The sequence below is a fragment of the Arthrobacter sp. 05L421 genome, assembly GCF_056397785.1.
Window position 1 is genome coordinate 25,860 of record NZ_JBFTOC010000011.1, and the last position, 17,400, is coordinate 43,259.

15 protein-coding genes are annotated in these 17,400 nt (G+C 67.8%); 4 read left to right on the plus strand and 11 right to left on the minus strand.

Translation table 11 applies throughout. From position 1 onward, the window contains the following. Positions 1-61: 61 nt before the first annotated feature. From purL to purS, 3 genes are read right to left on the minus strand one after another with little or no spacing between them, the layout of a single operon-like run. A complete protein-coding gene (gene purL / locus AC1DKQ_RS13685; protein ID WP_476919271.1) occupies positions 62-2,395 on the minus strand; it encodes a phosphoribosylformylglycinamidine synthase subunit PurL in 2,334 nt (777 codons plus the stop codon). Next, entirely contained in the window at positions 2,392-3,150 is a 759-nt protein-coding gene (purQ, locus tag AC1DKQ_RS13690) for a phosphoribosylformylglycinamidine synthase subunit PurQ (RefSeq protein ID WP_476884390.1), read from the minus strand. The genes purL and purQ overlap by 4 nt, the downstream gene beginning before the upstream one ends. 1 nt (position 3,151) lies before the next feature. Next, a complete protein-coding gene (gene purS / locus AC1DKQ_RS13695) occupies positions 3,152-3,403 on the minus strand; it encodes a phosphoribosylformylglycinamidine synthase subunit PurS (RefSeq protein ID WP_018776110.1) in 252 nt (83 codons plus the stop codon). A 276-nt stretch (positions 3,404-3,679) separates the two neighbouring features. Here purS and AC1DKQ_RS13700 point away from each other — a divergent pair, with 276 nt between their 5' ends. Together AC1DKQ_RS13700 and AC1DKQ_RS13705 are read left to right on the plus strand one after the other, a co-directional pair. Continuing rightward, positions 3,680-3,865 (plus strand): hypothetical protein, encoded by a 186-nt coding sequence (locus tag AC1DKQ_RS13700; RefSeq protein WP_476919272.1) that lies wholly within the window; start codon positions 3,680-3,682, stop codon positions 3,863-3,865. Between the two features lie 332 nt (positions 3,866-4,197). Further along, positions 4,198-7,425: a S8 family peptidase gene (locus AC1DKQ_RS13705; RefSeq protein ID WP_476919273.1), complete on the plus strand. Its 3,228-nt coding sequence runs from the start codon at positions 4,198-4,200 to the stop codon at positions 7,423-7,425. Positions 7,426-7,551: 126 nt separating this feature from the next. Here the strand turns inward: AC1DKQ_RS13705 and AC1DKQ_RS13710 are convergent, their stop codons facing one another. Genes AC1DKQ_RS13710 through AC1DKQ_RS13725 form a run of 4 tightly spaced genes read right to left on the minus strand, consistent with a single transcriptional unit; the run spans position 7,552 to position 9,996 of the window. After that, complete coding sequence (locus tag AC1DKQ_RS13710; RefSeq protein ID WP_476884387.1) at positions 7,552-7,944, minus strand: serine protease inhibitor; 393 nt, start codon at positions 7,942-7,944, stop codon at positions 7,552-7,554. After that, on the minus strand, positions 7,941-8,912 hold the full coding sequence (locus AC1DKQ_RS13715) for a 3-methyladenine DNA glycosylase (RefSeq protein ID WP_476919274.1): 972 nt from the start codon (positions 8,910-8,912) through the stop codon (positions 7,941-7,943). The genes AC1DKQ_RS13710 and AC1DKQ_RS13715 overlap by 4 nt, the downstream gene beginning before the upstream one ends. A 4-nt stretch (positions 8,913-8,916) precedes the next feature. Beyond that, positions 8,917-9,534: a serine protease inhibitor gene (locus AC1DKQ_RS13720; protein WP_476919275.1), complete on the minus strand. Its 618-nt coding sequence runs from the start codon at positions 9,532-9,534 to the stop codon at positions 8,917-8,919. A gap of 27 nt (positions 9,535-9,561) precedes the next feature. Continuing rightward, positions 9,562-9,996: a MarR family winged helix-turn-helix transcriptional regulator gene (locus AC1DKQ_RS13725; protein WP_476919357.1), complete on the minus strand. Its 435-nt coding sequence runs from the start codon at positions 9,994-9,996 to the stop codon at positions 9,562-9,564. Between the two features lie 181 nt (positions 9,997-10,177). Here AC1DKQ_RS13725 and AC1DKQ_RS13730 point away from each other — a divergent pair, with 181 nt between their 5' ends. Then, complete coding sequence (locus AC1DKQ_RS13730; RefSeq protein WP_476884384.1) at positions 10,178-10,402, plus strand: hypothetical protein; 225 nt, start codon at positions 10,178-10,180, stop codon at positions 10,400-10,402. A 143-nt stretch (positions 10,403-10,545) separates the two neighbouring features. Beyond that, entirely contained in the window at positions 10,546-10,740 is a 195-nt protein-coding gene (locus tag AC1DKQ_RS13735; RefSeq protein ID WP_476919276.1) for a hypothetical protein, read from the plus strand. A gap of 214 nt (positions 10,741-10,954) precedes the next feature. Here AC1DKQ_RS13735 and AC1DKQ_RS13740 read toward each other — a convergent pair whose 3' ends face one another. The 4 genes from AC1DKQ_RS13740 to AC1DKQ_RS13755 form a co-directional block, all read right to left on the minus strand. Continuing rightward, entirely contained in the window at positions 10,955-12,307 is a 1,353-nt protein-coding gene (locus AC1DKQ_RS13740) for an aspartate kinase (RefSeq protein ID WP_476884382.1), read from the minus strand. 737 nt (positions 12,308-13,044) lie between these two features. Next, complete coding sequence (locus AC1DKQ_RS13745; protein ID WP_476919277.1) at positions 13,045-13,569, minus strand: GNAT family N-acetyltransferase; 525 nt, start codon at positions 13,567-13,569, stop codon at positions 13,045-13,047. A 57-nt stretch (positions 13,570-13,626) separates the two neighbouring features. Next, the gene (recR, locus tag AC1DKQ_RS13750; protein ID WP_476884380.1) at positions 13,627-14,226 is read right to left on the minus strand and encodes a recombination mediator RecR; all 600 of its coding nucleotides are present in this window, start codon (positions 14,224-14,226) and stop codon (positions 13,627-13,629) included. A gap of 51 nt (positions 14,227-14,277) precedes the next feature. Further along, the gene (locus AC1DKQ_RS13755; protein WP_476919278.1) at positions 14,278-17,388 is read right to left on the minus strand and encodes a DNA polymerase III subunit gamma and tau; all 3,111 of its coding nucleotides are present in this window, start codon (positions 17,386-17,388) and stop codon (positions 14,278-14,280) included. Positions 17,389-17,400: the final 12 nt, after the last annotated feature.

Consider the following 17,400-nt stretch of genomic DNA (forward strand, 5'->3'; position numbering starts at 1 on the left):
GCTCCGCAACTGCCGTTTTGAGGGTTCAAACTGGCAGTTGCGGAGCAATCGATGGGACTGGTTAGCCGAAGTACTTCGGCAGGGTCGCCTCGTGGGCTTCGCGGAGTGCGTCGAGGCTCATGGTCTCGACCCCGTTGATCTCCAGCGTGCCGCCCTCGGCATCCACCACACCGATCCGGACGTGCGCGAAGCCGCGGGCGGTGCACATGTCCGTGAAGCGGATCTCCTCCGAACGGGGCACCGCGACGACGGCGCGGCCCTGGGTTTCGGAGAACAGCGCCGTGAACAGGTCCACGCCGTCGCGGTCCAGGACGTCCTGCAGCGCGATCCGGGCGCCGACGCCGTAGCGCAGGGACGACTCCACGAGGGCCGCGGCGAGGCCGCCTTCGGAGAGGTCGTGGGCGGAATCCACCATGCCGTCGCGGGAGGCGTTGATCAGGATCTGCCCCAGTTCGCGCTCGGCTTCCAGGTCAACCTTGGGCGGCAGGCCGCCGAGGTGTCCGCGCATGTTGGACCATTCCGAACCGTCCAGCTCTGCCGCCGTCGTGCCCAGCAGGTAGATGGCCTGGCCGTCTTCCTTCCAGCCAGACGGCGTGCGGCGGGCGACGTCGTCGAACTTGCCCAGCACCGCCACCACGGGGGAGGGGTGGATGGGCGTGGTCCCGGTCTGGTTGTACAGCGAGACGTTGCCGCCGGTGACCGGGATGCCCAGCACCATGCAGGCGTCGGACAGGCCGCGAATAGCTTCGGCCAGCTGCCACATGACGTCGGGATCCTCGGGGGAGCCGAAGTTCAGGCAGTCGCTGACGGCCATCGGCACGGCGCCGGAGGTGGCGACGTTGCGGTAGGCCTCGGCCAGCGCCAGCTGCGCGCCGTGGTACGGGTCGAGGTAGGTGTAGCGGCCGTTGGCGTCGGTGGCCAGGGCCACGCCCAGGCCAGTTTCCTCGTCCACCCGGACCACGCCGGCGTCGTCCGGGAACGCCATGGCCGTGTTGCCGCCGACGTAGCGGTCGTACTGCTTGGTGATCCAGGACTTGTCGCACATGTTCGGCGAGGCGACGAGTTCGGTGATGGCGGCGGCCAGGTCCGCGGGGGCGGAGGGGCGGCCGGTGTCCTGCACGGACCCGGTGAAGGAGTCGGCCTGGACGGCGTCCTGCCATCCGGGGCGGGCGTGCGGCCGGTCGTAGACCGGACCGTCGTGCGCCACGGTGCGCGGGTCGACGTCGACAATCACGTCGCCTTCCCACGTGATGATCAGTCGGCCGGTGTCGGTCACCTCGCCCAGCCAGGAGTACTCCACGGCCCACTTGTCCATGACCGCTTCAAACGCGGCGATGTTCTCGGGGGTGACCACCGCCATCATGCGTTCCTGCGACTCGGACATCAGGATTTCGCCCGGGGTCAGAGTGGGGTCGCGCAGCAGGACAGAGGTCAGCTCAACCTCCATGCCGCCGTCGCCGTTGGAGGCGAGCTCGGACGTGGCGCAGGAAATGCCTGCGGCGCCCAGGTCCTGGATGCCCTCAACCAGGGAACCCTTGAACAGCTCGAGGCAGCACTCGATCAGGACCTTCTCGGCGAACGGGTCGCCCACCTGGACCGCGGGGCGCTTGGACGGCTTGGTGTCATCGAAGGACTCCGAAGCCAGCACGGAGGCGCCGCCGATGCCGTCGCCGCCGGTGCGGGCACCGAACAGCACCACCTTGTTGCCCTTGCCGGAGGCGTTGGCGAGACGGATGTCCTCGTGGCGCATCACGCCGACGGCGAGTGCGTTGACCAGCGGGTTGCCCTGGTACACAGAGTCGAAGACCATTTCGCCGCCGATGTTGGGCAGGCCCAGCGAGTTGCCGTAGCCGCCGATCCCGGCCACGGCGCCGTGCATGACGCGGGCGGTGTCCGGGTGGTCAATGGCACCGAAGCGCAGCGGATCCATCACCGCTACCGGGCGGGCGCCCATGGAGATGATGTCGCGGACAATCCCGCCGATGCCGGTGGCGGCGCCCTGGTAGGGCTCCACGAACGACGGCGAGTTGTGGGACTCGATCTTGAACGTCACGGCCCAGCCGTCACCCAGGTTGGTGACACCGGCGTTTTCGCCGATGCCAACGAGCATGTCCTTCTTCATTTCCTCGGTCACCTTGTCGCCGAACTGGCGAAGGTGGTTCTTCGAGGACTTGTAGGAGCAGTGTTCGCTCCACATCACCGAGTACATGGCGAGTTCCGCACCGGTGGGGCGGCGGCCCAGGACCTTCACTACCTCGTCGAACTCGTTCTGCTTCAGGCCAAGTTCGGCCCAGGGGAGCTCGGTGTCCGGCGTCTTAGCCGCGTGCTCGACCGTGTCGATGTTGAACTTCCGCGCGGTCTCCGCGGGCGCCGCCACTGCGGGTGTCTCCGTCATTTGTTGTCTCCCACGATTTTGTTCAGGACAGAGGTGAAGAACCCGAGACCCTCGGTGCCGGAGCCGAGTTCGGGGCCGAAACCGGCTTCCACAGCGTGCTCGGGGTGCGGCATGAGGCCCACCACGTTGCCTGCGGCGTTGGAGATGCCGGCGATGTCGCGGCGGGAGCCGTTCGGGTTGAAGCCGACATAACGGAACACGACGCGGCCTTCCGCCTCGAGCGCATCCAGCGTCTTCTCGTCGGCGATGTACTGGCCGTCCTGGTTCTTCAGCGGCACAGTGATTTCCTGGCCGGCGTCGTAGTCCCCGGTCCAGTCCGTCGTGTTGTTCTCCACGCGCAGGACCTGGTCGCGGCACATGAACTTCAGGTGGTCGTTCTTGATCATGGAACCGGGCAGCAGGTGCGACTCGGTCAGGATCTGGAAACCGTTGCAGATGCCCAGCACGGGCAGCCTGGCATCGGAATTGGCGGCGTCGATGATCTTGGACATCAGCGGCGCGAAGCGGGCGATGGCCCCGGCACGGAGGTAATCGCCGTAGGAGAAACCGCCGGGAATCACGACGGCGTCAACGTCGCCCAAGGTGGTGCCGGCGTGCCAGAGCTCCACCGGGGTGGCGCCGGCCAGCCGGACCGCACGGGCGGCGTCGCGGTCGTCCAGGGTGCCGGGGAAGGTGACGACGCCGATCTTCGCACCGGCGAGCCGGGGGTGCGCGGCGACGGCAACAGCCTCGCCGATCAGGGGGAGTTCAGTCATCTCAGGCCTCAACGACCTCGACGTTGACGACGTCCTCGATCACCGGGTTGGACAGCAGGGTCTCCGCGGCGTCGCGGGCCTGGGCCAGGATCTCCTCGGTCACCTCGCCGTCGACCGTGAGTTCAAAGCGCTTGCCCTGGCGGACAGAGCTGAAAGCGGTGAAGCCCAGCCGGGGCAGAGCACCGACGATGGCCTTCCCCTGCGGGTCCAGAATCTCGGGCTTGGGCATGACGTCGACAACGATCCGGGGCATCCGGTAACTCCTGTGCGTGAGCGTTGGGTAAGGGCGCAGCGGAGTGGTGCCGTCTCACGCCGATCCGCTGTGTGTTGAGGACTGCTTGGTGAACACAACGTGAAAGGGCGCTCCGCGAGCTTGCATGCCCATTCTACCGGCCCCGGTGCGTCCGGCCGTATTCGGCCTGGGAGTGTGAACCCGGCCGCACGGGCAGGTCCTTGAACTGGACAAATGGCGTTGCCGGGGCGGCTGCGGCCTATGGTCCGGGCTGCCGCGGGTCAGTAGGATGTGCGCATGGCTGAGAAACCGAAATCCGTGGTGTTGTCTGTTGTGGCTGTCGCAGTGTTCGCCGGGCTGGGCCGGATGGTGCTGCAGAAGATCAAGGCCGACCGTGAGGCGAGGACGAGCAAGGTGGCCGGTCCCCTGGATGAGAAGACCCGTGCATGGATCAGCGACGTCGTCCGGACCCCGCGAAAGTAGGCCGGCGGTAGCCGCCAGCTGGCCAGCGGCGGCCCCGGGGGCGGTTCGGGGGCCGGTCCTTCCGCGCGGGGGCGCCGCCTGGGGCATCGAAGGGGCGCGCGCCGGCGGCCCCAATTGACGCAGTTCAGCGGCGTAGCCGTCGCATCATGTCGTGTCGCATGACAATTCTAAAAACGTTCTTGTGGTCTATGTCATATCTCGCTCTCAGTCTGTACTGTATGAATCGGCTGGTATCCGTCGGGGCGAGCCGGGCGACCGCCCAGTGAGTTCCCGCCAGTCCGCTGGGCCCGGCATTGAACCGGGCCGTTCCTTTACGAAAGGTTCGAACACTCGTGACATCACCAGGAAAGAGCTTCCTTCGAAGCGGGGGACTCCGGAGGGCCGCGGCACTGACCCTGGGCCTGCCGGTTCTTCTGTCCAGCATCGCGATCGCCCCCGCCAACGCGGCCCCGGCGCAAGGTCCGGCCGTAGCCGGCGTCGCACAGAAGAATGTTGATCCGAACAACTACAAGGACGGCCGCTACATTGTGGTCCTGGCGGAAAAGCCGTCCGCAACGTACGACGGCGGGACGGCAGGCTTGGCGGCCACCAAGCCTGCGGCCGGCAAGAAGCTGGATGCCAACAGGGCCGAAGTCAAGCAGTACAAGGCGCACCTGGAACAGAAGCAGGCCCAGGTAGCCGGTCAGCAGGGCGTCAAGATGCAGCGCCAGTTCACGGCAGCCCTCAACGGCTTCAGCGCCAAGCTGACGGCGGACCAGGCCGTGAAGCTGGCCAAGAACCCCTCGGTTCTGCTGGTCGCGCCGGACACGCAGAACGCACCCGACTACTCCAGCACCGACTTCCTCAAGCTCAGCGGGCCCAACGGCACGTGGAACACCAAGTTCGGGGGCAAAGACGCTGCCGGCAAGGGTGTGGTGGTCGGTGTTATCGACACCGGGTACACCCCGTCCAGCGCCTACTTCGCCGGCCAGGCGGTCAAGCCGCTCACCGGAGATCCCGTTGTTGGCGTGCCTTACCGCAACGCGGACGGCAAGATCCAGATGCTTAAGGCCGACGGCGAACTCTTCACGGGTGAGTGCCAGACCGGTACCGACTTCGACGGCACCGCCTGCAACTCCAAGGTCCTGAGCGCCCGCTACTTCGGCGACGCCTTCGCGGACAGTGTCCCGCCGGGAGACTGGGCCCCGGGCGAACGGCTGTCTCCCGTGGACGCTGCCAGCCACGGAACCCACACGGCCAGCACGGCTGCCGGAAACGCCGACGTCGAAGCCATGGTTGACGGCCGGAGCTTTGGAAAGACCAGCGGCATCGCGCCGGCCGCGAAGCTGTCCGTCTACAAGATCTGCTGGGAAGACAAGGATCCCAACACCGGCGGCTGCTACTCATCGGCGGCCATCGAGGCCATCAACCAGGCCATCATGGACGGGGTGGACGTCCTGAACTACTCCATCTCCGGCTCCACGGACACCACCACGGACCCGGTCTCCATGGCGTTCCTTTCCGCCGCCTCGGCCGGGATCTTCGTCGCCGTCTCCGCCGGCAACTCCGGCCCGACCGCCGGCACCGTCAACCACGGCGCACCCTGGCTGACCACGGTCGCCGCCACCAGCTTCTCGCAGGAACTGCAGGGAACGGTCGAGTTCTCCGACGGCAGCAAATACCGCGGCGCCAGCATCATGAACAGCCAGGTAACCAATGCCGGCGTTGTGCTGGCAGCCAACGCGGCAGCCGCCGGGAGCACCAGCCCGGCCCTGTGCGGCGACGGCTCGCTGGATCCGGCCAAGATCGCCGGCAAGGTTGTGGTCTGCGACCGCGGCGTCGTTGACCGAGTCGCAAAGAGCGCCGAGGTCAAGCGCGGCGGCGGCGTCGGCATGATCCTCGTCAACCTGACCAACTCCTCGCTGGACACGGACAAGCACTCGGTCCCCACCGTCCACGTGAACCCGCCCGCCACCGAGGCCATCAAGGCCAAGGTCGCCGCCAACCCGGCCATCACGGTTTCCCTGGTCAATAAGGACACCACCGGCCTGCCTCTCGAGGCGCAGCCGCAGATCGCCGGGTTCTCCTCCCGCGGCCCGCTGCTGGCCGCCGGCTCCGACCTGCTCAAGCCCGACGTTGCGGCCCCCGGCGTGGCCGTGCTGGCCGGCGTTTCGCCGATCGGCACCGGCGGAGACAGCTTCGGTTTCCTCTCCGGCACCTCCATGGCGTCCCCGCACGTGGCCGGCTTTGGCGCGCTGATCCTGGCCAAGAAGCCCATGTGGTCTCCGGCGACGGTCAAGTCCGCGATGATGACCACCACGAGCGATGTCAAGAACGCTGACGGTTCCAAGAACACCGATGTCTTTGCCACCGGTGCGGGCCAGGTGGACCCGGCCCGCGTGCTGGACCCGGGCCTGGTCTACGACGCGACCACGGAAGACTACCTGGCGTTCGCCCGGGGCACGGGTTTCGACGTGAGGATCCCGGGGATCGGCATCATCAAGCCGCGGGACATGAACCTTCCGTCCTTCGCCCTGGGCAACCTGACCGGGAAAATCGAGGTCACCCGCACACTGACCGCCCTGACCCCGGGGGTCTACAAGGCCAAGTTCAACGTTCCCGGCATCAAGGTCAGCGTGACCCCGGCTGTTCTGAATTTCAGCGCCGCCGGTGAAAAGCGGTCGTTCAAGGTCTCTTTTGAGAACCAGGGCGCACCTCTGGGCAAGTTCGCGACCGGTTCGCTGACGTGGCAGGGCGCCGACAAGAACGTGGCGTCGCCGATCACGGTCCGTCCGCAGTCGGCTGTGGCCTTGTCCGATGTCGCTTTCACCTCCCAGGGCGGCAGCGGTTCCGGCGCCATCAAGGTGGTCTCCGGCACCAACTCGCCCATCAACATGACCCTGGACGGTCTCTCGAAGGCCGACTCCACGGCCGTCGAACTTGTCCCGGGCCCGTTCACTGGGGGGCAGGATGCCTCGAACGTCGTCAAGAGCGTCCAGGTCGAGGCCGGGGCTCCGCTGGCCAAGTTCTCGGTCATTTCCGCGGATCCTAACGCTGACTTCGACATGTACGTCATGACCCCGGAAGGCCCGCTGACGGTCGCGACGTCCTCGGCGAGCGAATCGGTGTCCATCCCCAACCCGACTCCGGGCAAATACACGATCTACGCCAACCTGTACGCCAGCCCGAACAACCAGCCCACCAAGGCCTCGGTCGACGCTGCCGTGCTGGGCAAGGTTGTGGGCAAGTCCTCGCTGAACCCGAACCCGCTGCGGCTCACCAACGGCAAGGCCGGCACGGTCATGCTGAACTGGGCAGGTCTGGAGACGGGGTCGTACATCGGCCGGGTCACCTTCGCCGGTGCCAGCGATCCCACGTTCGTCTCGGTCCTGGTGAGTCCGGCCGGCGCCGTAGTGGTACCGCCGACCTCGGAGGACCAGGACTCCAACGACGGTCCGGGTGACAACGCCGACGGCGACACCGGTCACAAGGACAAGAAGGACAAGGGCAAGAAGGTGAAGCAGGAGCAGGGCAAGATCCAGAATAGCGATCAGACCTTTACCCCGAACAACGCCATCTAGTGGACGCCAGTTAGGCAGAATCACCAAGAAACGGCAACGGCCGGCGGCTCACACCGCCGGCCGTTGCCGTTTAATCCGCCGGGGCCCTTAAGTCTGCCGCGAACGTGCGGCCCTTGCCCGGAAGCGTCAGATGGCGCCCGTGGATCCGGCTACACCGCCGAGCAGCGGCGCCATGGCGCGCCAGCGGGCGATCTCGCAGCCGTCGGTCCGGCTGAAGCGGCTATCGACCTCGCGTCCGAGGTACCAGCCGGTCACGACGGCGGTCTGCGGGCCGCCGTACTGCTGCGTGCACAGCCTGGGAGGCCCCGGCTTGGGAAAGAAGATGGCCTCGCCGTGGCGCCGGACGGCTTCGAGCGCGGCGGCCGGATCGGGCAGGGTGGATGCGGCGGAGGGGGAACCGTCGCCGGCTTCCAGTCTGAAGGTGTATTCCGGGGCGCCGGGGGCCTCGGTGAGGCGGATGGTCAGATCGACGTCGTTAGGGTCGTGCCGGGCGTTTTGGGGGCTGGCTGGGTCTGTCATGACGGTCCCTTCAGGCTGGTGTCCGGCTCCGGGTGCGGGCCTCCGGTAGTGGGGGCTGTCGCGGCCGCGGCGTTGAGCAGCGGCGTCAGCTCGTGCAGGAGCCGCTCGCGGAGCTGCTGCGACTCGGCTGCGAACGCCCGTTGATAGTCGACGTACTCGGCTTTGCCGTCCGGAGTCTCGATCCGGATGGCCGGGTACCCCCAGTCGGCGAGGTCATAGGGCGACGCCCGCATGTCCATGGCCCGGATCCGCCACGACAGTTCGAAACAGTCCATGACCAGCTCGCTGGGCAGCAGCGGGGAAAGCTTGTAGGCCCACTTGTAGAGGTCCATGTTGGCGTGCAGGCAGCCCGGCTGCTCCATGGCCCGCTGGTTCTCCCTGCTGGGAACCATGCTGTTCAGCGGGACGGCGTCCGGTGTATAGAAGCGGAAGGCGTCGAAGTGCGAACACCGGATCCGGTTCTCCTCCACCACCTCGTCGGTTCGTCCGGACCCCAGCCGCAACTGCAGGTACTCGTGCCGGAGGTCGAATTTGTCCTGCCGGTAGACCATGGCCCACTCGTGCAGCCCGAAGCAGCCGAACTGGGCCGGCCGCGCGGCAGTCCCGGCGAGGATGATCCCGGCGAACTGCAGCGCCTCCCGTCGGTCCCTGAGGAAGGCGCCGACGTCGACAGTCACCGCATGCGACTGCGCCGGCAGCCCGGCGGCGGCGAGTTCGGCGGCGTCGGCCGCGCGGTAATACTTCCACCCGGTCCGGGCCGCTGCCTCGGGGCCGGAGAGCACGACGCCGGCACCCGGGTGCCAGCGCAGCAGCTGGCCGGGTTTTTGCGTGTAGTAGGTGAAGAGGAAGTCCTCCACCGGGTGTTTCCGGCCGGCGGAGCGCCGCTCGAGGTAGGGATCCGCATAGCGGCGGACGCGTTGCTGGTGGGCGGCCTGGCGTGGCAGCCACTCTTCCTGCTGGAGGTGCAAGGGCCTAACTCGCCCCGCCAGATGAACCCAGAACGTCCTTGGCGGCGTTCCAGGCGGCGATTTCACAGCCGTCCTTTTGGCTGTAGGTCGCCTGGACCTGGTGTCCGTCCACGACGCCGGTGACGGTTGCCACCTGTGGGCCGCCGTAGATTGCCGGCTGCCCGGTGGCCTGCTGCACGGTCGCCTGCTGGGTGCAGATCTGGCCCTTGCCGGCCGGAGCCGGGCTGAGGATGGCCGGGTTGTTCTTGATGGCGATGCACGCTGCGGCGGCGTTGGGGTGCTGGCTCTCGGCCGCGGGAACCCCGTTTTGGCAGACGAGCGTGAAGTTGGTCGCGGTGCCGGTTACCGTCGGCTTGATCATGATGGCGAGTTCGGCGTTGCCTTGTCCCGGGCCGGACGGCAGCGGAACAGCGGAGGGTGACGGTGCCGGGGATGTCGTCTCTGTGTCCGGCGAAGGGGAGCCGGACGGGGCTGTGGGCGCCGGGCTGGTGGGAGTGCCCGTCGTCGTGCTGGGGGAGGGGGAAGGGGTGGGCCCGCCGTTTGGCGTGCAAGCGGCCAGTGCGGCGGTGGCCATCAGGACGGCCGCCAGGGCAAGTGCCGGGCGGCCCGATTGCGTGCGCATCAGCAGTCCTCCTCTTTTTTGCCCAGTCTACCGCCGGGGCGCGTCGTCCGGGCCTGGCCGTGTGGCAACGATCAGTTCCATCATGGACGCGTGCAGCTGGCCGACCTGCTCACGCGTCAACTTCAGCCGGGCCATCATGATGCCCGGGACCTCGGTGGCTTGCTCTCGAAGGGCGGCTCCGCGCGGCGTCAGCCGGACATCTAGGGTGCGTTCGTTGCCCTCCATCCGCTGGCGGGTGATGAAACCGGCAGTCTCGAGGCGGCGCAGCAGCGGCGAGATGGTTGCCGGCTCCTGGGCCAGCGCGTCACTGATGTCGCGGACAGACCGTGGGCTCGCTTCCCAAAGGCACAGCATGACGAGGTACTGCGGGTGCGTCAGGCCGAGCTTGTCCAGGACGGGCTTGTAGGCGCCCACCACGCTTCGGGAGGCCACCGTCAGGGCGAAGCAGAGCTGTTGTTCCAGGAGGAGGTCGTCCTGGGCTGCCCGGGCGTCCTGCGTTTTTTGGGAGCTCTGCTGGGCGGGAGCGGCATCCTTTGCCTGGATTGCTGGGGTTCCTTCGGTCACACCGACTCCTTCAAATGATTAGTGCACTAATGATTAGCGTACACTGGGAGCATTGACTTGTTCCCAGGAAAGGATAGCCATGGCCAAGGAAAACGCCGTCGAGAGATTCATGCGGGCCACCGGGAAGTTCCGTGCAGTGTTCGGGCCGGCCAACCGCAGTTCACTCGGCCACGAGATGACCGAGCAGAACAGGCGGCTGCTGGCAATGCGCCAAGCCGAGACCCAGCAGTGGGAGACCGTGCACCGCCCCGACGGCAGCACCTACGTGGTGCCCCGCAACCCCGACGACAAATCCCTGCGTTAGGTCCCTTTTAGCGGCATCCCACCCGGGCCATTTCCCGCCGTCGGGCGTAAAATGAGGGCACTGACACACCGCTGTGCAGGACACTGAACCACCTGGGACGAGGAAAGGGGGTGGAACTAGTGACACGTGCGGTCAGAGCATTCATGGAAAAGACCGACAAGCTGAAGCTCCTGTTCGGACCCGCAAATCGGGGCGATATCGCGGCGCCGGTAGTTCACCAGCATGACGACTTCGAGCACGCCTCGGAAGACGACCTGGCAGGCTTCGAAGTCGAGACGGATGACATGGGACACCACTACGCCGTCCGTAAAACGGATCTCGGGAAAGAAGAGATCTGACGAGGACTGTTGCGCCCATCCCACTCGTGCCGGAGGAACCTGGGTGCGGGGCATCCGGGCGGCGGCGTTCCACGCGGTGGCGTGGAACGCGGCGCCAACATGCGGATGCGGCCGAAAACGGGGAACGCGGACACAGGCAGGCGGAGATGGGAAGGGAGCGGCAGGCGCCGCTCCCTTCCCATCTCTATGCGTCCGGGTTTCTGCCCGGGTGCGGCTAGCGGCCCGTGCCGCCGTAGACCGTGGCTTCGTCCTCGCTGTCGAGGTCAAACGCCCTGTGGATGGCGCGGACAGCGTCGTCCAGCAGGTCCGCGTGGGTGACCACGGAGATGCGGATCTCCGAGGTGGAGATCATGTTGATGTTGATTCCGGCCTCGGAAAGGGCCGCGAAGAAGCGCGCGGACACTCCCGGGTGCGAGCGCATGCCGGCACCGATCAGCGAGAGCTTGCCGATTTTCTCGTTGTATTCGATGCTCTCGAAGCCGATCCGTTCCTGCGCGGCGTGTAGTGCGGCCAGGGCTTCAGCGCCCTCGACGATCGGGAGCGTGAAGGAGATGTCGGTCCGGCCCGTGCCATGGGTGGAGACGTTCTGGACGATCATGTCGATGTTCGAGTGGGCGTCCGCGATGACCTGGAAGATCGCCGCCGCCTTGCCGGGGATATCCGGTACGCCGACCACCGTGACCTTGGCTTCGGAACGATCGTGTGCAACGCCGGAGATGATTGGCTGCTCCAAGGCAACTCCCTCTTGAGTCGTGATCTTGTCGTCGGCGCCTGGCAGGACCCAGGTGCCTTCGTTCTGGCTGAATGAGGATCGGACGTGCAACGGTACGCCGAAGCGGCGGGCATATTCGACGCAACGCAGGTGCAGGATCTTAGCGCCGGATGCGGCCAGTTCCAGCATTTCCTCGCTGGAGATGCGGTCGATCTTCTTGGCGGACGCGACGACGCGCGGGTCGGCCGTGTAGACGCCGTCGACGTCCGTGAAGATCTCGCACACATCGGCGTCGAGCGCCGCGGCAAGGGCCACCGCCGTCGTGTCCGAACCGCCGCGGCCGAGCGTCGTGATCTCGTTCGTTGTGTGGCTCATGCCCTGGAATCCGGCCACAATCGCGATGTGCCCCTTGTCCAGGGCGGTGCGGATGCGGTGCGGATCGACGTCGATGATCCGGGCCTTGCCGTGGATGCCGTCGGTGATCATGCCGGCCTGGGATCCGGTGAAGGACTGGGCCGAGGCGCCGAACTTGTTGATGGCCATGGCCAGCAGCGCCATGGAGATGCGTTCTCCGGCGGAAAGGAGCATGTCCATTTCGCGGGCCGGTGCGGAATCCGTCACCTGGCCGGCGAGGTCAAGGAGCTCATCGGTGGTGTCGCCCATGGCGGAGACCACCACTACGACCTCGTCGCCGGCGTTATGGGCGTCCACGACCCTCCGGGCGACGCGCTTGATGCCCGCCGCGTCCGCCACCGAGGAACCGCCAAATTTCTTCACGACAAGGTGCTTCGTGGCGGCGGCCGAGACGGGCAGCGTCTGCGATCCGGGCTGGATTTCGGTAGTGGGCAAACTCATTCGCGCACCCTCACTGGAGCATCGGGGTTCTGAGCCAGGCAACCAAACGGCGCGACGGCGTAACTTCTCACCCCAGTTTATCGCCGTGCCGCCCGCGCCGTTGAATTGTGACCGAATGGCAGACACGCCGGGCCTGTCTGCACTGGACATGCCCCTTGGCGGCTCCTAGGAGTGGACATGAGGTGAGAGGGCGCGGCGCGGTGCGGGCAGCCAAGGCCTTCGTGGGGGCATGCTCGACGCTGCCGGTCAGGAGTGGACATGCTCTCCCGTTTTAGCGGGACATGCTCAATCTTGGCGGGCAGGAGTGGGCACTACGGCAGTATGTCCATTCCTGGATGCAGGCACGGGACATGTCCTCTGGTGGAGCAGGTGAGTGCGTGCGGGAGTACCCGCAGCCAAGGCCTTCGCGGGGCATGCTCGACTCTGCCGGCTAGGAATGGACATGCTCTCCCGTTCCGCGGGACATACTCATTCTTGGTGGGCAGGAGTGAGCATGAGGGCAGTATGTCCATTCCTGGTTGCGGGCGCGGGGCATGTCCGGTGGGCTCTCAAGCGGGCGCAGGTGGCAGGTTCATTCGTGGGCGTGGGCGTGGGCGTGGGCGTGGGACATGTCCATTTTTGGGCGCTGGCGCGGGGCATGTCCACGGGTGGGGTGGGGTGTGGTGGGGTGCGGGGTGGTGGAACCACGACGCCGGACTGCGGCACTGCCGCCCGTGCCGGCAGCCGGTCGGAGAACGCTAGCCGCGGTCCAGCCGGTAGCGCCAGGACGGCAGCTGCTTTCCCGCCGTGTCCTCGGCGAGGGGGAAGAAATGGTCCTTCCGGAAGCCCAGGCCTTCCAGCAGCCTGCGCGAGGGAAGATTGGGCTCGTAGATCCCCGCGAAAATGGTCTCGCTGCCGCGGGCGCTGAAAAGCCATTCGACCAAGGCGCCGGCGGCCTCCCGGCCGAGGCCGAGCCCGTGGTGGTCCGGGTGCAGCACGTAGCCCAGACTGGCTGCCTCTGCCGGAATCCGGCCGGGCGCCGGTGGCTCCTCCGTGTTCCATGTCCGGCCGTCCCCAACTACTTCACCGGTGGCCCGGAGCTCGATCGCCCAACCGAAGTGAAACCACTCGGCAGTGGAAGCTGCCGCGGCGGTCAGCGCCTGCTCGAGCCGGGCGCGGTTCTGCGCCCGGGTGAGCGGACCGTGCGATAGGTAGCGCGTCGCCGCAGGATGGGCGCGGAATCGGAGGAGAGCGCGGGCGTCGTCCGCTGTCAACGGACGCAACCGCAAACGCTCGGTGAGGATCGGTGCCGGAGTGTCACTGCCGGTCGCTGCCACGAGTCAGCTCAGCGCGTTGCGGCGGCCCTCGAAGGCCCTGCCGAGCGTGACTTCGTCGGCGTATTCCAGATCCCCGCCCACGGGCAGGCCCGAAGCGAGCCGGGTGACAGCGATGCCGATCGACTTGAGCATCCGGGCAAGATACGTCGCGGTGGCCTCGCCCTCCAGGTTGGGATCGGTGGCGATGATGATTTCCTGGATGGCGCCGTCGTTGAGCCGGGTCAACAGCTCCCGGATCCGGAGCTGTTCCGGACCGATGCCGGCAATGGGATTAATCGCGCCGCCCAGCACGTGGTACCTGCCGCGGAACGACCGCGTGCGCTCCACCGCCAGGACGTCCTTGGATTCCTCGACGACGCAGATCACCGTGGGATCCCGGCGCGGGTCGCGGCAGATGTTGCACAGTTCCTGCTCCGTCACGTTCCCGCACACCGTGCAGAACTTGACCCGCTCCTTCACCGAGGTGATGGCGTCGACGAGCCTTTTCATGTCCTGCGGATCCGCCTCGAGGATGTGGAAGGCCAGCCGCTGGGCAGACTTGGGCCCCACCCCGGGAAGGCGTCCGAGCTCGTCGATCAGCTCTTGAACTGCACCTTCGTACACAATGTCCTCGTTCGGTTGGGGTGGTGCCGGGGCCAGCCGGCAGGGGGTCTGCTAAAAGCGGGGCGGCAGCGGGCTTCCATCCAAGGAGCGCTCCTCCACCAGTTTCCCGCCCAGAATACGCTCGACGGCGGCGCGGCCGAAGACGCCCGATTCCTCGATGGTTTCGTCGTCGGCGCTGGGGATGTCCTGCACGTACACGGTGGTGGCGGCAGCGCGGGCGGGGGCTTTCGCCCGCCCGGCCTCGGCTTCGGGGCTGTTCGACAGCCGCTGGTACAGGCTTTGCCGGCCAGCCGGGGCGTCGGCCTCGGGAGCGGTGGTCACCGCAACAGCCTCCGCGACGGCCGCGGCAGCAGCGGCAGCCACGCGTGGCGCAACGGACTCCGCGACAGCCGGCATCGGAGCCGCTTCGGCGCGGGCAGTGTGTTCGGAAGTCAGTCCGGACGTCGAGGACAGGACGCCCGCGTACTCGGGGATCTGTGCCGCCGCCGGTTCGTAGTGCACCGGTGCCGGCTCGGGCTCGGGGGCAGCGGGCTCGGCATCCGGAGCCGTGTACCGGCCGAGGTTCGAGTCGCTGCCGACCGTCCAGACCCCAGGTGACTGCTCGACGGCGCGGGCCCACGCGTCGGCCGACGGGTCCTGGCCTGCGTCCGGTTTCCCGGCGGGGGATGCCGCGGCCTTGGATATCTTCGAAGCCGGGGATTTGCGGGCTGGAGCCGCTGCCGCGGGCTCGGCGCGGTGCGGCGTAGCGGCGGGTGAGGGGTCCCAGTCCATGGGCGGTTCTTCGTCCAGCGGCGGGGCGTCCTCGTCCCGGGGCGGTCCCCAGTCTTCATCAGGGTCGGCATAGGAACTGGAAGCCTCCGAGGGCCCGCCCGCCTCGACGGCAGGCTCGACCGGCTCGGCCGCGCGAACCTGAGCCTGGGTTGCGGCTGCGGGCGCGGCCGCAGGGGCAAGCGCCTGGAGTTCTGCCGCTGGCTCAGCGGCCGACATGGTTGGCGTCACCGGCGGTGCGGCGGCGGGGACGTAAGGCGGGGCCGGCGCCCCCGCGGCGACGCCCTCTGCGGGTTCGTTGGCCGGAGCTGTGGGGGGCTGGGGAGCGGGGCTCAGGCCCCAGGCGACGTCGGCCGAGGTTGCCGCCGTCGGCGTCGCTGCCGGAGTCTCCGGGCTAGCCAGCGCTTTTGGGTTTGGCTCAGAGCTCGCTGGGCTGTTGCTGCCGCCGGCCACGGCCCGGATCTGGCAATCGATGCCGATCGTCTTGTGGATCGCCTGCCGGAGGTTGTCGGCGTGGTCGGCCCGGCCGAAGGCCCCCGCTAGCCCCGTGGTGGTGAATGCCAGGGTCAGGACGTGGTCCTCGAAATGGCCGACCTGGGCGTTGGGTTCCACCAGTGCCCAGGTGCTGCGTTTGATCTTGGTGAGCGTCTGCAGGACTTCGGGCCACGCGCGGCGCAAGACCTCCACGTCTGCTCCAGGGCCGGCCGCAGGACCGGGAACCGGGCTGGGAACCGCGGCAGGCGCCCGGCCAGCGTCGGCGGGCTCCGGACGCGCAGGGACGGACGGCGCCGGGACGGAGGGTGCAGGGGCGGTCGCGGCAGTCTGGGGCGCGGCTTCCTGTGCGGGCTCGACTGACGGGGCTGCAGCCGGGGCAGTCTCTGCCGGTGGCAGGACGGGCGGAAGCGCGGCGGAGGGAACCGGCGCGGGCCGGCCGGCCGCCGCGGGTTCGTCCACCGGCCAGTCGCTGGTGCTGACCCGCGGTGCCGTCAGCGGTTCCCGCGCAGGCTCGTCGCGCCGGGCGGGTACGGGGGCTGTGGCAGGCGGCGGGGTGGACACGGCAGTGGCGGTTGCGGGCGCCGGGGGCGCGGGCGACGGCGCAACGGGCATCCGTGCAGCGGGCGCCTGGGCGGCAGGCGGCTGGGGAGAAGCCGTCTGTTCAGGGCGCGAGGGCGGAACGGCGGCGGGCGCGGGAGCGCCGGCGAGGGGAGCTCCGACGTCGTTCCCGGCGTAGTTCAACCGCCGCTCGACACGATCGACCCGGGCCGCGATGCCGCGCTCGGTCTGCTCGGAGCTGGGCAGCAGGATGCGGGCGCACAGCAGTTCCAGATGCAGGCGCGGCGAGGTGGCCCCGGTCATGTCCGTGAGCGCGGTGTTGGTGACGTCCGCGGCGCGGGAGAGCTCGGCCGCTCCGAGGTTGTGAGCCTGGTTCTGCAGGCGTGCGATCTGGTCCGCCGGCATGCCGCGGAGGATGGACTGGGCGCTTTCTGGCATTGCCTGGACGATGATGAGGTCGCGGAAGCGTTCCAGCAGGTCTTCGACGAAGCGCCGCGGATCGTGCCCGGTCTGGATGACCCGGTCCACTGCGCGGAACACCGTGGCCGAATCCGACGCGGCGACGGCCTCGACGACATCGTCCAGCAGGGAGGCGTGCGTGTAGCCGAGCAGGGCCACCGCGAGTTCGTAGTCCAGGCCATTGGGTCCGGCACCGGCCATGAGCTGATCCAGCACGGAGAGGGAGTCGCGGACCGAACCCCCGCCCGCGCGGATGACGAGCGAGAGCACACCGGGGGCCACGGGGACGTTCTCCTGGGTGCAGAGCAGCTCAAGATACGCCATGAGCGGCTCCGGCGGCACCAGCCGGAAGGGGTAGTGGTGCGTGCGGGAGCGGATGGTGCCGATGACCTTGTCCGGCTCCGTGGTGGCGAAGATGAACTTGATGTGTTCCGGCGGTTCTTCGACGATCTTGAGCAGGGCGTTGAATCCGGCCGACGTGACCATGTGGGCTTCGTCGATGATGAAGATTTTGTAGCGGTCCCGGACCGGGGCGTAAGTGGCCCGTTCGCGGAGATCGCGGGCGTCGTCCACGCCGCCGTGGCTGGCGGCGTCGATCTCGATGACATCGAGGGAGCCGGAGCCGCCGCGGGCGAGTTCGACACAGCTGGGGCACTTGCCGCAGGGGGTGTCCGTGGGGCCCTCGGCGCAGTTCAGGCAGCGGGCAAGGATGCGGGCCGAGGTGGTTTTACCGCAGCCGCGGGGGCCGGAAAAGAGGTAGGCGTGGTTGACGCGGTTCTTGCGCAGAGCCGTCATCAGCGGCTCGGTGACATGCTCCTGCCCGATAACGTCCGCGAACGAATCGGGGCGGTATCGACGGTAGAGGGCGGTAGTAACAGTCACAGATAAACCCTA